Origin of the sequence: Bartonella sp. TT67HLJMS (genome assembly GCF_042193375.1) — a bacterium.
GTDB lineage: Bacteria > Pseudomonadota > Alphaproteobacteria > Rhizobiales > Rhizobiaceae > Bartonella > Bartonella grahamii.
In genome coordinates this window covers 1-15,917 of the sequence record NZ_JBHILP010000014.1, presented here as the reverse complement: position 1 = coordinate 15,917, position 15,917 = coordinate 1, and the positions used below count along the sequence as shown (strand labels likewise).

Here is a 15,917-nt window from a genome sequence, read left to right as displayed (position 1 = left end):
TGTTTGAAATCTATATTTGATTAAGTGGGCTGAATATGAATTCCAATTACCGCTCTCTCCTCATTTGGGGAGTTATTGCCTTCATTTTGATTGTGTCGTTTTCTCTCTTTAATGGAGATAGTCAGCGTTCTGGTGGTGGAGAAGTCTCCTATTCTGAATTTTTGCAAAAAGTTGAGAATAATGAGTTGAAATCTGTGACCATTCAAGGTCAAAAATTAACAGGACAAACCATTGAACATAGAGCTATTTCAACCTATGCTCCTCGCGATCCAGGTTTGATACAAAAATTGGAAAGCAAAAACGTTAATGTTAAAGCTATTCCTGAAAGCTCTGGAAATAGCATTTTCCTCAATCTCCTCTTTTCCTTATTGCCTGTTATTATTATCGTGGGGGCGTGGATCTTTTTTATGCGGCAAATGCAAAATGGATCACGCGGTGCAATGGGATTTGGGAAATCAAAAGCGAGATTGCTTAATGAAGCGCAAGGACGTGTTACCTTTAAAGATGTTGCTGGCGTTGAAGAAGCAAAGCAAGATCTTCAAGAAATTGTTGAATTTTTACGTGAACCACAAAAATTTCAACGCTTAGGGGGGCGTATTCCACGCGGTGTTTTGCTTGTTGGTCCTCCAGGAACCGGTAAAACTTTGCTAGCACGTTCTGTGGCAGGTGAAGCCAATGTGCCATTCTTTACCATTTCAGGGTCTGATTTTGTTGAAATGTTTGTTGGTGTTGGGGCGAGCCGTGTGCGCGATATGTTCGAACAGGCTAAAAAAAATGCACCTTGTATTATCTTTATCGATGAAATCGATGCTGTTGGACGTCATCGGGGGGCTGGACTTGGTGGTGGAAACGATGAACGTGAACAGACCTTAAATCAGTTGCTTGTCGAAATGGATGGGTTTGAGCCTAATGAAAGTATTATTCTTATTGCCGCAACAAACCGTCCCGATGTGCTTGATCCCGCTTTGTTAAGACCAGGGCGTTTCGACCGACAAGTTGTTGTGCCAAACCCTGATGTTTCTGGGCGTGAACAAATCTTGAAAGTGCATGTGCGCAACGTGCCTTTAGCGCCTAACGTTGACTTAAAAATTTTGGCAAGGGGAACACCAGGATTTTCCGGTGCGGACCTGATGAATTTGGTAAATGAAGCTGCTCTTATGGCTGCGAGCCGTAATAAAAGAGTTGTCACGATGCAAGAATTCGAAGATGCCAAAGATAAGGTGATGATGGGGGCTGAACGTCGTTCAACCGCTATGACACAAGAGGAAAAAGAACTCACTGCTTATCACGAAGCAGGACATGCTATTGTGGCTCTTAATGTGCCGGTTGCTGATCCTGTCCACAAAGCAACAATCGTTCCAAGGGGTAGAGCATTGGGAATGGTGATGCAATTGCCTGAAGGCGATCGCTATTCCATGAGTTATCGGTGGATGATTTCTCGTTTAGCCATTATGATGGGTGGACGTGTGGCTGAAGAATTAAAGTTTGGAAAGGAAAATATCACATCCGGTGCTTCTTCTGATATTGAGCAAGCAACTAAATTGGCACGCGCAATGATCACACGGTGGGGATTTTCTGATCTGCTTGGAAATGTAGCTTATGGCGATAACCAAGATGAAGTCTTTTTGGGTCATTCTGTTGCGCGAACACAAAATGTCTCTGAAGAAACAGCGCGCATGATTGATATGGAAGTGCGTAAGCTTATTGATGATGCCTATAAAAATGCGACAAACATTTTGAAAACAAAAAGAAAAGAATGGTTTGCTTTGGCACAAGGTTTGTTGGAATATGAGACTTTAACGGGAGCTGAAATTAACGAAGTTATTGCAGGAAAGCCTCCTTCACGCACACAGAAAGATGAGAATGCTGCGCCACGCGCGTCTTCTGTTCCAAAAACTGGAAAAATGAAGACAGAGACAACAGTGGAAGATGAAAAAAACGCTGAAGCAGTCTCTAAAACAGTGCCTCATAAAGCAGAGACCGATAAACTAGAGGCAGACAAAGCAGAGGAAGCTGTTAGGAAAAAAACAGCAAAATCCGGTAATGTTGAGCCTAAGGAGGCTCCGTCTAAAGAACGGCAGTCGGGTGAGACTGAGAAAAAAGCACAAAGCACAAAAGGTACCGCAAAATCAGTCAACCGCTCTAAAAGTAATGCTGAAAAGAAGCCCAGTACTGCGGGAGATGATAAAGAAAAATAAGAACTGTTTAATAACGCTTGAGTAACGATGTTTTAGGAAAACTTCTAAATTCTTTGAGAAAGGCGCAAGCAAAGCTTGCGCCTTTAATGTAGTATTTGCAAAAATATGGAAGCAAAAAATTAAGCAAAGCTGTTGTATGATGATAGTTTTAGCAGGCTACAAGGCGAGGTGGTATTTTCTTTACGGATTTAGCAAGGTTTGAGGCTGGGCGATAGATTTCCTTGCGGATTTGGTAAGGTTTGAGGTTAGGTGCTGGGGTTCTTTACGGATTTAGCAAATGTGTGAGATTATCCTTTGGTTGTGTTCAGGAGATGTGTAAAGCATTTTGAGGAGATAATATTGCTTTTATGTATGAGGGTGTGAACATAATTGGTTGAGAGGGGTTTAGATGTGTAGATGATGAATAGGGTTCTTGATTGTCTAAATGCATGAAGGTTTAGATCAATGATCTGATTTTATATGGGGAGGGGACTATTGTACCAAGGGGGCTTGTTAGGGTTTTAAAGAAAAGCCAAGGGAAGAATTATATATTAAAGGAAAGAGGCATGGTGCAAAAATATTTTGGTACAGATGGAATTCGGGGGAAAGCCAATTCATTTCCTATGACACCCGATTTTGCCATGAAGGTGGGGATGGCTGTAGGGGTTTTATTCCGCTCACAACATCAATCACGTCGTGTGGTGATTGGCAAGGATACACGATTATCTGGCTATATGTTGGAGAATGCTTTGGTTTCAGGGTTGACTGCTGCGGGGATGGAAGCTTTTTTATTGGGGCCAGTGCCAACACCTGCTGTTGCAATGCTTTGCCGCTCTTTGCGAGCGGATCTTGGGGTGATGATTTCTGCTTCTCATAATCCGTTCTATGATAATGGAATTAAACTTTTTGGTCCTGATGGTTTTAAACTTTCAGATGATATGGAAGCGAAAATTGAACAATTGATCGATACAGATCTTTCAAAGTCTTTAGCAAGTTCTGCCGAAATTGGTTATGCAAAACGGGTTGAGGGGGATATTTATCGTTATATTGAATATGCCAAACGAACCTTGCCGCGTGATGTTCGCTTAGATGCTTTGCGTATTGTTGTGGATTGTGCCAATGGGGCTGCTTATAAAGCTGCTCCCCGTGCTTTATGGGAATTGGGGGCTGAGGTTTTTGCTATTCATGATGAGCCCAATGGTACCAATATTAATCAAAAATGTGGATCAACCGATTTAAGCTCTTTAAAACGAAAAGTGCATGAAGTGCGTGCTGATGTGGGGATTGCTCTTGATGGAGATGGAGATCGTGTTCTCATTGTTGATGAAAAAGCACAAACGGTTGATGGAGATCAGTTGATTGCTGTAATTGCTGAAAATTGGCATAAAATGGGACGATTACGGTGCAATGGTGTTGTCACAACGATTATGTCAAATCTTGGACTGGAGCGTTTCTTGAACAGTAAAGGGTTGCACCTTGTAAGGACAAATGTTGGAGATCGTTATGTTGTCGATGCCATGCGCCAAAAGGGATATAATGTTGGTGGTGAGGCTTCTGGGCATATTGTGCTTAGTGATTTTGGTACAACGGGTGATGGCTTGGTAGCTGCATTGCAGATTTTAGCCTGTATGAAGGAAAGTCAAAGCCCTATGAGCCAATTGTGTAAACGGTTTGAACCTGTACCGCAAATTTTAAAAAATGTAACGATTAAAAATAAAAATGTACTGAAAAAAAATCCAGTCAAAGCGGCCATTGATCAAGCAGAGAAGCGGTTGGGAAAAGAGGCTCGGCTGGTGATCCGCGCTTCTGGAACTGAGCCGGTTATCCGCCTTATGGCTGAAGGCGATGCACGAGAAGTATTGGACACGGTCGTGACAGAGTTGGTGGATGTTATTATTCATCATGATGTACGCATGGGTACTGCACTTGAGGAATCTTGAATTTTTTGAGAAAATTATCAGATCATCTTTTGATAAAGGTCTTATTGTAATGCGGGATGTTGGCAATTACAAAAGGTATGGTAGCTATGTTAGTGATGTAATAACGGTAATTGATACTCTATTTACTAATCAATTAAATAAAAAAGAGAAAAATAGAGTTCTCATAAATATAACGCGTAGAGTGTTCTATAGTTCGTAAGATATTTAAAATATACCTTTTTTTGATTTTCCTTTTTCTTTTGCTTATTCGTAAACTAGTTATTATTTTAACAGAGTTTATAGCAGGGGGGAGTTTATTAGTGTTATTCATTCTTTTTGCTGGATATACAGCGGGGGCAGATCCTTATGAACATCAAACAGCAATGGGCCATTGGTTATATCGTCGTTATGTTTCTAAGTTCAGCTGCCAATTGGGGATATGATGCGCTCCTATTACGTTTAGCTCCCCTAATTATAAACTTATACTTTTCCGATAATGAGTAGAATAATTAGAAAGAAATGAGAATGATCAATTTTTTTCACGACAGTTCTAATATTTATAAAGTAAAAAAAGCCCTGTGATGTAAAAATTATGAACATTTTTTGTATCTTGTAGTGTTACACGCTATATCCAGTTATGATCTTAGGATTTAAACATAAAAGGATTGATCCTGCTATAATACTGCCACGACTAAAGGGGTTAGAACTGCCCATGCTCAAAAATTGAAGCGTATTCTGGGTGTCTTTGAAGTTGCTATATCGCTAAATGATTTAAATTTTTCGTCTTTTTGACTACCTTTACTAAAGGGCGGTCTCGAAGGTTATTGGTCAATTACTGTAAATGGAAACTGTCGTGTAATATTTCGCTTCGATAGCATAGATGTCGAAATGGTCGATTATCTAGATTATCATTAAAAAGGAGATCCAAACAATGATGAAGAATCTTTCATATCTCGATGAATTATTGTGTGAAGATGTGATCAAAGAGCTTGGTTTATCCGTTAATGAAGCAGCAGAGCGGCTTGGTATTCTCGAGTGGCACTTTCTCTAGAGTTTTAAATGGAAAAGCCGCTATGAGTGCTAATCTTGCTATTAGGCTTGAAATGTCTGGTGTAAGCACAGCACGTGCTTGGCTTGCTATGCAAACAAATTATGATCTATCAAAAAAAATCCTTAACAACAGTCTCATGATCAAGATTGCATAAAAGAGTTTCAAATGGCAGTTAAGTTTTTGCAACAGAGACGTATACAAGAGCTAAATCATGCGTATGAGCGTACAAAGTCAAAAGATGTGAACACGGTAAGATAAGGATAAAATCTTGTTTCTGTAGTCTGTTTGGCTATAATAAATATAAGCAAAGGAGGGTTTTATATGTTGAGTGAAGAGGAAATTAAGCGACGTCGCTTTGCTGCTAAAAATGCATTGGCAAGCCAACGTTTAGAGGGATTAGAGCCAGATCCGCTGGTTGTTGCGCAAATGGAGCGTGTTATTATTGGAGAGCTCGAAACAAGTGATGTCATCAAAGATTTGTTGGAACGGGTAAAACGTGGGGAAGTATAAGGGAAGCGGTGATCCCTATACTGATCTTGAAACTGGTGTGATGTATAATCGGCTTGGTATTAAAGACAAAGCCACACTGCAGCGTGTAGGATCTACGATTTCTTATGTAAAATCTTTCGAATTTGTACATACTCCTATTCGTGGTGAGTTTGATCTGGGTTACATGAAACAGATCCATAGAAGACTGTTTGGTGACATATATGAATGGCGCGGGACAAGTTCGTTTAGTGGATATTGCCAAAGGCAATAGTATGTTTGCTAGTTATAATCAGATTGAAAGTTATGCACCGAAGATTACACAAAAGCTTGCAAAAGAACAGTATTTGTGTGGTCTTGGCGCTTATGACTTTAGCCAAAGGGCTGGGTATTACATGGGCGAGTTGAATGCGTTGCATCCGTTTCGAGAGGGGAATGGGCGTACTCAGCGTGAATTTATGGTGTAACTGGCTCGTGAAGCTGGTTATCATATCAACTGGAAGGGTATTGAGCGACAAGAAATGACACGTGCGTCAATTGAAGCACATTTTGGTAATTCAGAATATCTGTCTGCACTCATCTATAAGAACCTTACCAAGTTTACAGAAAATAAAAGGGATGATGTTTCTCAAGGTATTGGCAAAAATATTGCTTTTGGCGTTGATCTTAATAAAGAGTGCTTGGAACAACAAAAAGAGAAGATTGAAACTCCTTGGGATAGAGAAAAGACAAGTTTTGCTAAACGTCAAAAAGAAGAACTTGAACAATTACAAAATGATTTGAATGTTGTTGCAAAAGCAACAGAACGAGAGCCATACCTTGCGGCTTATACGGATAACTCTAATCTAGAACAGAAGGTGCTAAGCGCTCTTAGAAATAAAAAATCTTACATTGATATGTTTAAAAAATTAAACAATCATTTAGCATTTATTTATAGAGATCCACAAGAGGCTGCGCTTAGGATTGAGCAAACAATTTTAGCAGGTAAAGGCGATAAATTGCCTGATATTTTGGAAAGGGAACCTGATAGAGCGGGTGAGCTGCGTGGATCAGATCGTTTAATCGATAAACTCAAATCTACAGGAAAAGAGCGTAAAGAAGCGCTTTATCATGTTCCTCTTGCTATTTCTACTATGAGAGAGCTTCAATCCTTTTATAAGAATTCTTATGAGACACATATGGATAGGGTTACACGGGAGCGTGAACAGTTAAAAGTTGAAGTCCCCTCACTTTCACAAGAAGCAGTGACTTTTATGAAAAATGTTGAAGCTGGTTGTGATAGTTATTTAAAGATACCAGAGCAGGTTAATAAAGAGTTTTTAAAGCTACAAAGTGCTTTAGATAAACGTTTTGGACATGATGCTATTCATAAATATGGTTTTGATTTATCAAAAGCAATCCCCAAAGAACAGTCTTATAATAAAGATTGCATAAAAGAGTTTCAAATGGCGGTTAAATTTTTGCAACAGAGACAACAGGAGAAAATCAACGCAATAGTGCGTGCAAGATCAAGAGATGTGATACGGTGAGGGCAAGGATAAGCCTTATGCTGTATAAGCCCTATTAAGCCATACGGTAAAAGAGAGGTAATCAAAGGAGGTTTAATGTGGGGGTGACAAAAGATGTTATACGATCCCGCATAGATAGGCGTTAAAAAAATCCGGTGAAATATTAGCAAGCTTAGGACTTACGGTGTCTGATTTTATCCGTATTGTTTTGATAAAAGTTGTCAATGAAAAGGGATTGCCGTTTGATATGTATATTCCTAATGCGGAAACGCTTAAAACTTTTGAGAAAAGTGATAAGGGTTAAGAGATATGTATTGCTAAAGATAAGTAAGATTTGTTTCGTCATTTGGATATTTGATATTTTTGATCATTCACTTCAAATTAGCTTTTAATTTACATCATTATCGTTATGGGGTTCATATATTGAATGATGTACGCAAACAGTGATTGAAATGGCAGCTTATTGAATTTCTGCAAAAGAAGAAAGCCTATCGCCTGAAAAATTATTTGATATTGTTTCTTTTATTGCTACTCATTCAGATGCTGGTGATCTTGTGGAAGGTACGAGAGGAAGCTAGGGAATGTCAGGTTTAAAAGCATAAGGGTAAAAGAGGGGGGATATAGGGTTATATCCTTTTGGGGTGGTCAAAATATTCCGGTGTTGATCGAAGATGTGTACAGTCAATCATCTTGAGGCAATTTGGCAAAATCAGAGAGGAATGCATTGAAGAAAAATTTAACTGCGCTTCTCGATGAATATCGAAAAAAATAATAATGGATAAGGCAAATAAAGCAGGACCTCGTATATTAAAAGGTGTTTGTGAAGCTTTTGTCTGAAGCTAAAGGTGAAACTGATACTAAATTTTGTATCGATATTCCTGCAAATATTGATGTCAAAAAAAATCAGAAAAGATATTGGGTTATAGATATCATTTTCGGCACGTTGTGGTTTTTCTGTGGGGCGCATTCGTGATTGGGAATGGAGGTGATATTTTTACTTCTTTTTGCTTTTTGCTTTCGATTATTGAAAATGAATCTGAAGCTATGGTGGTAATTTAGCACGCGATGATATCCGCGGCTTATAATCGTGTTTTTAAGAAAGCTCTATTGGTATAAAAGGGGTGTGAGGGTTGCGTTTTTTAAAAAGCATCACGGCGTTTGAAAGGATCGTAATAGATTTCTGTTACACGAAATTTTCCTTCGAGGCGTTTGCATTGGATGATGACATCAATCATCGAGATTAATAAGCCGCGGATATCATCGCGTGCTAAATTACCACCACCGTCACTTTCTTTGACTAAAAGGGTCATTTGTTCGAAGGCTGCAAGTGCTGTTGAGGCGTGGACGGTGGTAATGGAGCCGGGGTGACCAGAATTGACATTACGGATGTAGTAAAAGGCTGTACCATCACGCAGCTCTTGTAGAAGGATTCTGTCGGGGCGCATGCGTAAGCCAGATTCAAGCAGTTCTTTTGCGCCTGCTTTTGCTAAGCCTTGGTTATCTTTTGAATAAAAGAGCTGCACTTTGTTGGCGTGCGGAACGACAAGTTCTGGGGTGTCTTCAATGGTGAGAATTCGTTCATAGTCAGGGATTTTTGCAATCAAAGCTTTGGAGAGGGTTGTTTTCCCGGAACCGGTTTTGCCCGATATTAAGATATTTTGTTGTGTAATAACGGCTTTTTCTAAAAAGGTGCAAAAGTCTTTGGCGATAAAGAGATCTGTTAGCTCTTTGTCTGTATCAGAGAGTTCGGATAACCGTTCTGTCATTTGTTGCGTGGGTGTGAAACTGGTGTTTTGAGCGACAGAAAACAGATTGTTTTCATGTAAACTTTCAAGAGAAAAAGTGCGTGATGAAGGTTTACGAATGGTCATGCTAATGGTATTGGCTGCAACAGCTGGAGGCATAACAATTTGTATGCGTTCGTTGTTTGGCAGTGTTGCGGAGAGAACGGGGTTTTCTACACTGATTTTTTGTGTTGTGTAGGCAGCAACAACTTTCGCAATCCCTTCTAGTTCGCTGTAGGTTAGTTCTTTTAAGATGTGGGTTTGCCAACCATTGGGACCCTCAACGATTACTTCGCCGGGGCGATTGACAACAATTTCAAATAAATTTTCATCATTGAGGAAATCATCTAAGATCTTTAATTTTGTTAAGACGATGGAGGCGCGTTCTGCATTTTTTGCTGATGGCATAATGTGACTTTATTGAACTTGAGAATGAAAAAAGGAATAGCCGGGAGTAGAGCGGTTTCTTTTGCTCTTTACGACTAGTTTATAGACAGAGGAAAAATCGAGATCTTTTGCTACGAAAATGTTGACCAGTTCGCCTTGAAATTTTTCTAAGGTAGGAGGGATATTGATTTGATTTTCAAGGGCAATACTGGCGGCCTCTTTTCCAGTGTTGTTTGCGCCTTCAAAACCGCCGCCTCCAGAGTTGTTTGAACCTTCTTTATTGGAATTGCCTACTATTTTATTTGTTAAAACTGTTGTGGCACCATCAATAACGGTCAACAAAAGGGAAGAGCCAAAGCGTTCCCACCAATGGGTGTTGATGTTGCCATCAAACCCGGCTCTGCCTAAACTGTCGGTTGCGGGTGAGGCAAGGTCGATGATGACACCGGTTGGGGTTTTTGCTCTTGTCCAGAGTACAAAGAGGCGAGATTGACCTTGTTTTATCCCTCCGCGGTATTCGCCAATCACTTGGGTTCCTTTATCAAGCAAAACAACGCGCCCATTGTCAGAGAGGATATCACGGTTGATGATGCAGCTTGCAAAGCCTGGTTGCTCACTGTTTAATGCGGTTTCTAAGATACAGGGGATAGAGGTTCCCATGGCGATGATAAAGTTTCTATTGCCGATGAGTTTTGCTTTTGCTTTTGCTTCTTCTGTTTTGGTAGGCTTTAATAGGGTCGCAAAATTTTGTGTGTCTTGAAGGGCAGGAGAATTTTGCGCATTCGCGAGATTTTCGAGGGCATGGAGTTTGTCAAAGGGGTTGAGAGTCGTGTTGACAATGTCTTTTAATTGAGATTGAGAACCTTTGGCAAAAGCTAAAACAGGGGCGCGTCTTGCGGCATCAAGTAATGGGTCATCTTTTTTGGGTTCTTGTGCGAGTGGTTGTGGTGGTGGTAAGGTTATTGGTGCTATGTTTGCACGCGGGTCAGAGGGCGCGAGCTCTAAAGGGGCGAGGGAATTGTGAAAGTTTTGTGCTTGTTTTTTATGAGCTTTTGCGGTGTCTTTTTGTTCTGTGGGGGTGGATAAGATGTTCCAGAGCACATAGCCGCAGATTCCTATACAGGCGATTGCGACAACTATTTTTTTGCCGGCGGTTTTGGCGCTATTGTTTTTGCCATCCCCAATAGATCCTCGATCTTCGATGATTGGTTTATCACTCATGTGTTGTCCCCTTCAATTCCCGCTTATTTAAAGATCTGATGCAATTTTATGTTCAACAGATGGTGAGGTTGTTCCGGTATTTGGATTTGTGCCTTTTGGTTGATAGGCTTCGTTAAAGACGCATAGGACGTTTTTTCCCTGTCTTAGGGTGAAGCGTGCGCTAATGGCATGGACAATCACCATGTTGCCTCTTGTGGTTTTGGGAACCAGCGATTCTGTACCGTCATTGCTGACAATGTAAATGGCAGGGATTTCTTGGTTGTCGGGAAATGTAAATGTTGTTGTTTTGCCATTGTCATAAACGGAGGCGGGTTCGAGCGTGCTTGATCCTTGAGCGGTGTAAGCCCAATTGCGTGGTCCATAGGTTTCAGAAGCGTTGAAGACATTATCAATACGCTGGGCTTGTTGTTTTTCTTGTCGCATAAGGGCTGCGAGTCTTCTTTGTTCTGCTTCTTCTTGTGGGTAGCGAAATTTCACAAGGAAATATGTTTCTTGTCCAGATGAAATTTCTCCATCTTTGACCATGAGTTCAAATTGATAGGAGCGCTTTGAGCCATCAAGCTTTGTGGTGACGACTTGGAGATTGGTAATGGGTTGGACTTCTCGGGCTTTAAGGAAAAGAATATTGCCAGCGGGGGCGACTTCCCATGCAACGCTGTTGCCAATTGCCACATGGGCAATTTCTTCATTGGGAGAAAATTCTATTTGTACCGATGAGCGTATAGAGCCAATAATTTTTGTGACATTATAGGCATCATAGTTGATAAAGCGAATGCGGCTATCGCTTGGCGCACGGGTGGGAAAAATACTGGCATGGCTCAAGGCTATAGGAGAAAGGGTAATAGCGATGTTAAGAATGAGAAAAAGAATTTTTTTTGTCATGATCAGTTGACCACTTCCGGATCGGTTCTATATTCACTAACAATAAACCCTAGAGGATTTATCAAACGGTTTTGGACAGAGATAGGGGCATTGATATATTCGAAGGTAAGTGTTGCAACCCAGTGGGTGATGAATTCTTTGTTGTTGTCGTTGTCATGAATGGTTCTGTAGTAACGCACTTGGGCAACATCGTCATTGATAAAGGAGATTGATTTTATTGTTATTGTAACGGCGGCGTGTTTATAGAGAATTTGAGGACTTTGGGGATTTCTTGCTCCATACCAGCTGGCAAATCTTTCCTGTTCTTCAGAAGAAGAGAGGAGAGAGACGGTTTGGAAGTTGTGTTGTGTTTCTTCTGTGGTGAAGCCTTCACGGGAGCGGACATATTTTGCAGCAAAGTAGCGTGTGATTGCTTCGTCGACATTGGTGGGACCTTCTTTTAAGGCTTCCACAACTTCAACAATGCCGGTTGAATTGTCCACACGGATGACAAAAGGTTCCACGGTTTTAAGGGGCGTGAGGGTGATGACCGCGAGAGAAGACATTATTGCAACAGCAACCGCGATGCCGGCAATGGCAAGCGAGACGCGGGTGGTGCGGCGTGAGGCGAGTATGCGATCTTGATCAAACGAGCGCGCTTCAGCAATGTATTGTTCTATGTCTTTTTCTTTCATGCTTTTTGCCCGCAATTTTTGTAAGATTTGATTTCTTCATCCGTTAATTTTTGTGCCAGAAGCGTTTCCAGCTTCCCTTCTACGGATGAAGGGGTGTTGTTACTGATGATAATGGGCGTGGGCGTGGGTTTTTTCCCTTCCCAATTCCACATTGATCTGTTGAGTGGACGTTTAGAATATCCATCACACTTTGGGAGTGACTTCAGTGTGTTTGGTGAAGATACACAGCCACTGAGAAAGAGAAATGGTAAGATGACCCCAATTTTTTTAAATTCCCGCATTTGAACTTAGCCTTCCTTTTTTTTCGAGAAGAGTTTTTTTAGACCATGAATTATAGCCTTAGCACCTTCTTTAGCAGCTTTCCCAGCCGTTTTTGCTGAGTCTGCTCCTAATTTTGTTGCTCCTGTAAGGGAGGCTCCCCCAGAGGCTAAAGCGGAAGCAATGCCAGGTAAATGGAAGAAAAGGTAAATACCACAGATGCCAACAACCAAGAATTGAATTAAAGAAATCATGATATCGTCGAGACCACGTGAAAAAATGTTCATCGAAATATCGACATACAAACCACCAAGCAACACGACTAATACCTGAAGTATGATGAAGTTTACTGTTTGATTTAACCATGCTTCTGTAAAACGCCTTGTTGATGAAAACATATAGAGGCTTATGAAAAGAGGCCCTATTGATATGACAAGAAATAAACCCAGTTTAGCCACTAATGAGACGATAAAACCAATGATACAAAAAAAGGCAGCAATAAATAGGCAGATAAGACCAGCAATCCATGCAGCAAGAAACTTACCCATTGACAATATTCCTGCTTTGTCTGCTGCATCAAAAACGTGTGCAGCAGCTTGGTTCATCATACTGTCCCATACATTTTTACCCGTGTGTGCTGCACCTTGTGTGACATTTGAAATGGCATTCGGCAGATCATTGAAAAATATATCCCTGACCCACGCATTATAAATACCGGCGTTTGTGGTGAGTGAAACAATGATGCCAAGTTTGAAAGCTGTCGCTATAAATTCCCATAAGGGCGTGGAAGAACGCCCATAGATGATATTGTATCCCATAAATATAATGTAGATTGTACAAGACAGTTTAAGCGGAGCACCTAAATTTGATGAAAGGTTGGCAATGACTTTATCCATTGTCTTTGTAAGGGAATCCATTACAGTATCATCTATCCAAGTAAATACACCTCTGGTTTCTATTGCCATTTAGATGCTCCGCTATTCGTTGTGTATTTTTATAATTTAATTGTTATTTTGTTGTTGTTCAGCGCGCTCTTTTGCTTCTTGTTCTTCTTCAGCGCGTTCTTTCGCTCTTTGTTCTTCTAGTATTTTTTTAGTCTCAGCCTCCATTTTTTCAAGATCGGCCTTCCTTTTAGCTCTAAATTCTTCCATACGTTTCTTATTCTCCTCTGCAACTTTACGCCTTCTTTCTGCTTCTTTTACTTCAGCTTCTTTCTGAAGTTCTAAAAATGCTAATCTTAGATTTTCACAATTTTTTGAAGTTCCTGCTAATCCACATTTAGCATCCCACTCTTCCAACAAATTTTTATCTTTTTTAAATTCAGCGACGCTATAGGTTTTTTCACAACCAGCAGCCATAAGCCCTGTGCAAAGTAGCAATGTTGTTATGAGAACTTTATTCATCAATATTTCCCCTTTTTTCTTTCAGTTTTACAAGTTTTGAGCACAATCTTTAAATTCTGCTTGTGTTATCGGTTTTTTATAACCAGTGATGATAAATCTAGGGCAGCGACATAATCTTGCCATAAATATATTATAAAGTGCACAAAGCTCTTTAAGTTGAGCAGCTAAAGCGCAATAGATGCTATCCATTGTTTTTGTAATGGGATCCATCAACATATTGTCGATATAAGAAAATATGCCTTTGCTTTCTACTGCCATTGAGATGCTCCGCTATTCATTGTGTATTTTTAATAATTTAATCGTTATTTTGTTTTTTGTTCTTCTTCAGTGCGTTCTTTTGCTTCTTGTTCAGCTCGGAATTTTTCATTCTCAGCTCTCATTTTTTCAAGATCGGCCTTCATTTTAGCTCTAGCTTTTTCCATTACTTTATCAAATTTTTCTTGATCTTTACGAGCTCTTTCTTCAGCTTTTGCTTCATATTCCTTTTCAAGTTCAAGTTGTGCTAATCTTAGGGTTTCACAATTTTTTGAAGTTCCTGCTAATCCACATTTAGCAATCCACTCTTCCATCAACGTTGGATTTTTTTTAAATTCTGCGACGCTGTAAGTTTTTTCACATCCAGCTGTGATGAGCCCTGTGCAAAGTAGCAATGTTGTTATGAGAACTTTATTCATGATTAATGACTGTCCTGTTGTTGTTTAGCTTTAGCGCGCTCTTTCGCTTCTAGTTCAGCTCTTCTTCTTGCAAGTTTAGCCTTCATTTCAGCTCTAGTTTTTTCAAATGCTTCATGAAGGCTTTCTTGAGCTTTACGAGCTCTTTCTTCAGCTTTTGCTTCATATTCCTTTTCAAGTTCAAGTTGTGCTAATCTTAGGGTTTCACAATTTTTTGAAGTTCCTGCTAATCCACATTTAGCAATCCACTCTTCCATCAACGTTGGATTTTTTTTAAATTCTGCGACGCTGTAAGTTTTTTCACATCCAGCTGTGATGAGCCCTGTGCAAAGTAGCAATGTTGTTATGAGAACTTTATTCATGATTAATGACTGTCCTGTTGTTGTTTAGCGCGCTCTTCTGCTTCTCGTTCGGCTTGTTCTTTTGCTTTTTCTTCAGCTCTTCTTTTTTCCATTTCAGCTTCGGTTTTTTCTAGTTCAGCTTGCATTCTTTTATGTCTAGCTTCCATTTTGGCTCGAAATCTTTCCATCGCTTTACGATCTTCTTCTTCGCGTTCACGCGCTCTTTCTTCAGCTTTTGCTTCATATTCCTTTTCAAGTTCAAGTTGTGCTAATCTTAGGTTTTCACAATTTTTTGAAGTTCCTGCGAATCCACATTTAGTATTCCACTCTCCCATCAAATTTTTATCTTTTTTAAATTCTGCGACGCTATAGGTTTTTTCACATCCAGCTGTGATGAGCCCTGTGCAAAGTAGCAATGTTGTTATGAGAACTTTATTCATGATTAATGACTGTCCTGTTGTTGTTTAGCGCGCTCTTCTGCTTCTCTTTCGGCTTGTTCTTTTGCTTTTTGTTCAGCTTTCCATTTTTCATGTTCAGCTTTTTGTTTAGCCATAAGTTCATCCATCGCTTTGTTGAAGCGCTCTGCCGCTTTCCGGCTTCTTTCTTCATCTTGTGCCTGACGTTCTTTCTCAAGTTCTAAAAATGCTAACCGCATGTTTTCACAGTTTTTTGAAGTCCCTGCAAATCCACATTTAGCATCCCACTCTAAGCGTAAATTTTTATCTTTTTTAAATTCAGCGACGCTATGGGTTTTTTCACATCCAGCTGTGATGAGCCCTGTGCAAAGCAGCAATGTTGTTATGAGAACTTTATTCATGATTAATGACTGTCCTGTTGTTGTTTAGCTTTAGCGCGCTCTTCTGCTTCTCTTTCGGCTCGTTCTTTCGCTTCTTGTTCGGCTTGTAATTTTTTAGTTTCAGCTTTTTCTTTGGCCACAAGTTCCTCCATCTTTTTGTTGAAGCGCTCTATTGCTTTACGATCGCTTTCTTCATCTTGTGCCTGACGTTCTTTCTGAAGTTCTAAAAATGCTAACCGCATGTTTTCACAATTCTTTGAAGTTCCTGCAAATCCACATTTCGCATCCCACTCTAAGCGTAAATTTTTATCTTTTTTAAATTCAGCGACGCTATGGGTTTTTTCACATCCAGCTGTGAT

21 protein-coding genes and 1 pseudogene are annotated in these 15,917 nt (G+C 40.1%); 9 read left to right on the top strand and 13 right to left on the bottom strand.

Annotated features, from left to right (window positions below; all coding sequences use genetic code 11):
* Nucleotides 1-35 precede the first annotated feature (35 nt).
* The 9 genes and pseudogenes from ftsH (at nucleotide 36) to ACFIJQ_RS07980 (ending at nucleotide 7,445) form a co-directional block, all read left to right on the top strand.
* The gene (gene ftsH, locus ACFIJQ_RS08020) at nucleotides 36-2,198 is read left to right on the top strand and encodes an ATP-dependent zinc metalloprotease FtsH (RefSeq protein ID WP_375629701.1); all 2,163 of its coding nucleotides are present in this window, start codon (nucleotides 36-38) and stop codon (nucleotides 2,196-2,198) included.
* A 545-nt stretch (nucleotides 2,199-2,743) separates the two neighbouring features.
* Nucleotides 2,744-4,117, top strand: coding sequence for a phosphoglucosamine mutase (gene glmM, locus ACFIJQ_RS08015; RefSeq protein WP_375629698.1), 1,374 nt, complete (start codon nucleotides 2,744-2,746; stop codon nucleotides 4,115-4,117).
* Between the two features lie 299 nt (nucleotides 4,118-4,416).
* Nucleotides 4,417-4,539, top strand: a complete 123-nt coding sequence (locus ACFIJQ_RS08010; RefSeq protein WP_375629695.1) for a hypothetical protein — start codon at nucleotides 4,417-4,419, stop codon at nucleotides 4,537-4,539.
* A gap of 388 nt (nucleotides 4,540-4,927) precedes the next feature.
* Complete coding sequence (locus ACFIJQ_RS08005; protein ID WP_273787746.1) at nucleotides 4,928-5,011, top strand: hypothetical protein; 84 nt, start codon at nucleotides 4,928-4,930, stop codon at nucleotides 5,009-5,011.
* 16 nt (nucleotides 5,012-5,027) lie between these two features.
* Nucleotides 5,028-5,301, top strand: a pseudogene (locus ACFIJQ_RS08000) (HigA family addiction module antitoxin).
* A gap of 167 nt (nucleotides 5,302-5,468) precedes the next feature.
* On the top strand, nucleotides 5,469-5,657 hold the full coding sequence (locus ACFIJQ_RS07995; protein WP_375629692.1) for an antitoxin VbhA family protein: 189 nt from the start codon (nucleotides 5,469-5,471) through the stop codon (nucleotides 5,655-5,657).
* A 200-nt stretch (nucleotides 5,658-5,857) separates the two neighbouring features.
* Nucleotides 5,858-6,100 (top strand): Fic family protein, encoded by a 243-nt coding sequence (locus tag ACFIJQ_RS07990; protein WP_375629743.1) that lies wholly within the window; start codon nucleotides 5,858-5,860, stop codon nucleotides 6,098-6,100.
* Between the two features lie 54 nt (nucleotides 6,101-6,154).
* Entirely contained in the window at nucleotides 6,155-7,162 is a 1,008-nt protein-coding gene (locus tag ACFIJQ_RS07985) for a hypothetical protein (protein ID WP_375629690.1), read from the top strand.
* Nucleotides 7,163-7,325: 163 nt separating this feature from the next.
* Nucleotides 7,326-7,445 carry a type II toxin-antitoxin system RelB/DinJ family antitoxin gene (locus ACFIJQ_RS07980; RefSeq protein WP_375629687.1) on the top strand — a complete coding sequence of 40 codons (120 nt, stop codon included), beginning with the start codon at nucleotides 7,326-7,328 and terminating at the stop codon, nucleotides 7,443-7,445.
* Nucleotides 7,446-8,280: 835 nt separating this feature from the next.
* On the opposite strand, the gene virB11 is transcribed toward ACFIJQ_RS07980, so the two are convergent.
* From virB11 to ACFIJQ_RS07915, 13 genes are all read right to left on the bottom strand, one after another.
* Nucleotides 8,281-9,333, bottom strand: a complete 1,053-nt coding sequence (gene virB11, locus ACFIJQ_RS07975; RefSeq protein ID WP_273787708.1) for a P-type DNA transfer ATPase VirB11 — start codon at nucleotides 9,331-9,333, stop codon at nucleotides 8,281-8,283.
* A 9-nt stretch (nucleotides 9,334-9,342) separates the two neighbouring features.
* Nucleotides 9,343-10,533: a type IV secretion system protein VirB10 gene (gene virB10 / locus ACFIJQ_RS07970; protein WP_375629684.1), complete on the bottom strand. Its 1,191-nt coding sequence runs from the start codon at nucleotides 10,531-10,533 to the stop codon at nucleotides 9,343-9,345.
* A gap of 27 nt (nucleotides 10,534-10,560) precedes the next feature.
* Nucleotides 10,561-11,415, bottom strand: coding sequence for a P-type conjugative transfer protein VirB9 (gene virB9 / locus ACFIJQ_RS07965; protein ID WP_375629681.1), 855 nt, complete (start codon nucleotides 11,413-11,415; stop codon nucleotides 10,561-10,563).
* 2 nt (nucleotides 11,416-11,417) lie between these two features.
* Nucleotides 11,418-12,089 carry a virB8 family protein gene (locus tag ACFIJQ_RS07960; RefSeq protein WP_375629678.1) on the bottom strand — a complete coding sequence of 224 codons (672 nt, stop codon included), beginning with the start codon at nucleotides 12,087-12,089 and terminating at the stop codon, nucleotides 11,418-11,420.
* Nucleotides 12,086-12,370, bottom strand: coding sequence for a type IV secretion protein VblB7 (locus ACFIJQ_RS07955; protein ID WP_375629675.1), 285 nt, complete (start codon nucleotides 12,368-12,370; stop codon nucleotides 12,086-12,088). Before ACFIJQ_RS07955 ends, ACFIJQ_RS07960 begins: the two co-directional genes overlap by 4 nt.
* Before the next feature lie 6 nt (nucleotides 12,371-12,376).
* Nucleotides 12,377-13,312 (bottom strand): type IV secretion system protein, encoded by a 936-nt coding sequence (locus ACFIJQ_RS07950; RefSeq protein ID WP_375629672.1) that lies wholly within the window; start codon nucleotides 13,310-13,312, stop codon nucleotides 12,377-12,379.
* Between the two features lie 36 nt (nucleotides 13,313-13,348).
* A complete protein-coding gene (locus ACFIJQ_RS07945) occupies nucleotides 13,349-13,750 on the bottom strand; it encodes an EexN family lipoprotein (RefSeq protein ID WP_375629669.1) in 402 nt (133 codons plus the stop codon).
* Nucleotides 13,751-13,777: 27 nt separating this feature from the next.
* Nucleotides 13,778-14,008, bottom strand: coding sequence for a hypothetical protein (locus ACFIJQ_RS07940; protein WP_375629666.1), 231 nt, complete (start codon nucleotides 14,006-14,008; stop codon nucleotides 13,778-13,780).
* Between the two features lie 44 nt (nucleotides 14,009-14,052).
* Nucleotides 14,053-14,424 carry an EexN family lipoprotein gene (locus ACFIJQ_RS07935; protein WP_375629663.1) on the bottom strand — a complete coding sequence of 124 codons (372 nt, stop codon included), beginning with the start codon at nucleotides 14,422-14,424 and terminating at the stop codon, nucleotides 14,053-14,055.
* Between the two features lie 2 nt (nucleotides 14,425-14,426).
* Nucleotides 14,427-14,783, bottom strand: a complete 357-nt coding sequence (locus ACFIJQ_RS07930; protein WP_375629660.1) for an EexN family lipoprotein — start codon at nucleotides 14,781-14,783, stop codon at nucleotides 14,427-14,429.
* A gap of 2 nt (nucleotides 14,784-14,785) precedes the next feature.
* A complete protein-coding gene (locus ACFIJQ_RS07925) occupies nucleotides 14,786-15,202 on the bottom strand; it encodes an EexN family lipoprotein (RefSeq protein ID WP_375629657.1) in 417 nt (138 codons plus the stop codon).
* A 2-nt stretch (nucleotides 15,203-15,204) separates the two neighbouring features.
* Entirely contained in the window at nucleotides 15,205-15,579 is a 375-nt protein-coding gene (locus ACFIJQ_RS07920) for an EexN family lipoprotein (protein WP_375629654.1), read from the bottom strand.
* Nucleotides 15,580-15,581: 2 nt separating this feature from the next.
* Nucleotides 15,582-15,917 (bottom strand): EexN family lipoprotein (locus ACFIJQ_RS07915; protein ID WP_375629651.1); only part of this gene is annotated, 336 nt, incomplete at its 5' end.

What these genes read in the sequence shown, in the direction of transcription:
- ftsH (WP_375629701.1), top strand. Translation starts at nt 36, where the DNA reads ATGAATTCCAATTACCGCTCTCTCCTCATTTGGGGAGTTATTGCCTTC.
- glmM (WP_375629698.1), top strand. Translation starts at nt 2,744, where the DNA reads ATGGTGCAAAAATATTTTGGTACAGATGGAATTCGGGGGAAAGCCAAT.
- ACFIJQ_RS07995 (WP_375629692.1), top strand. Translation starts at nt 5,469, where the DNA reads ATGTTGAGTGAAGAGGAAATTAAGCGACGTCGCTTTGCTGCTAAAAAT.
- ACFIJQ_RS07990 (WP_375629743.1), top strand. Translation starts at nt 5,858, where the DNA reads ATGAATGGCGCGGGACAAGTTCGTTTAGTGGATATTGCCAAAGGCAAT.
- ACFIJQ_RS07985 (WP_375629690.1), top strand. Translation starts at nt 6,155, where the DNA reads ATGACACGTGCGTCAATTGAAGCACATTTTGGTAATTCAGAATATCTG.
- virB11 (WP_273787708.1), bottom strand. Translation starts at nt 9,333, where the DNA reads ATGCCATCAGCAAAAAATGCAGAACGCGCCTCCATCGTCTTAACAAAA.
- virB10 (WP_375629684.1), bottom strand. Translation starts at nt 10,533, where the DNA reads ATGAGTGATAAACCAATCATCGAAGATCGAGGATCTATTGGGGATGGC.
- virB9 (WP_375629681.1), bottom strand. Translation starts at nt 11,415, where the DNA reads ATGACAAAAAAAATTCTTTTTCTCATTCTTAACATCGCTATTACCCTT.
- ACFIJQ_RS07960 (WP_375629678.1), bottom strand. Translation starts at nt 12,089, where the DNA reads ATGAAAGAAAAAGACATAGAACAATACATTGCTGAAGCGCGCTCGTTT.
- ACFIJQ_RS07955 (WP_375629675.1), bottom strand. Translation starts at nt 12,370, where the DNA reads ATGCGGGAATTTAAAAAAATTGGGGTCATCTTACCATTTCTCTTTCTC.
- ACFIJQ_RS07950 (WP_375629672.1), bottom strand. Translation starts at nt 13,312, where the DNA reads ATGGCAATAGAAACCAGAGGTGTATTTACTTGGATAGATGATACTGTA.
- ACFIJQ_RS07945 (WP_375629669.1), bottom strand. Translation starts at nt 13,750, where the DNA reads ATGAATAAAGTTCTCATAACAACATTGCTACTTTGCACAGGGCTTATG.
- ACFIJQ_RS07940 (WP_375629666.1), bottom strand. Translation starts at nt 14,008, where the DNA reads ATGGCAGTAGAAAGCAAAGGCATATTTTCTTATATCGACAATATGTTG.
- ACFIJQ_RS07935 (WP_375629663.1), bottom strand. Translation starts at nt 14,424, where the DNA reads ATGAATAAAGTTCTCATAACAACATTGCTACTTTGCACAGGGCTCATC.
- ACFIJQ_RS07930 (WP_375629660.1), bottom strand. Translation starts at nt 14,783, where the DNA reads ATGAATAAAGTTCTCATAACAACATTGCTACTTTGCACAGGGCTCATC.
- ACFIJQ_RS07925 (WP_375629657.1), bottom strand. Translation starts at nt 15,202, where the DNA reads ATGAATAAAGTTCTCATAACAACATTGCTACTTTGCACAGGGCTCATC.
- ACFIJQ_RS07920 (WP_375629654.1), bottom strand. Translation starts at nt 15,579, where the DNA reads ATGAATAAAGTTCTCATAACAACATTGCTGCTTTGCACAGGGCTCATC.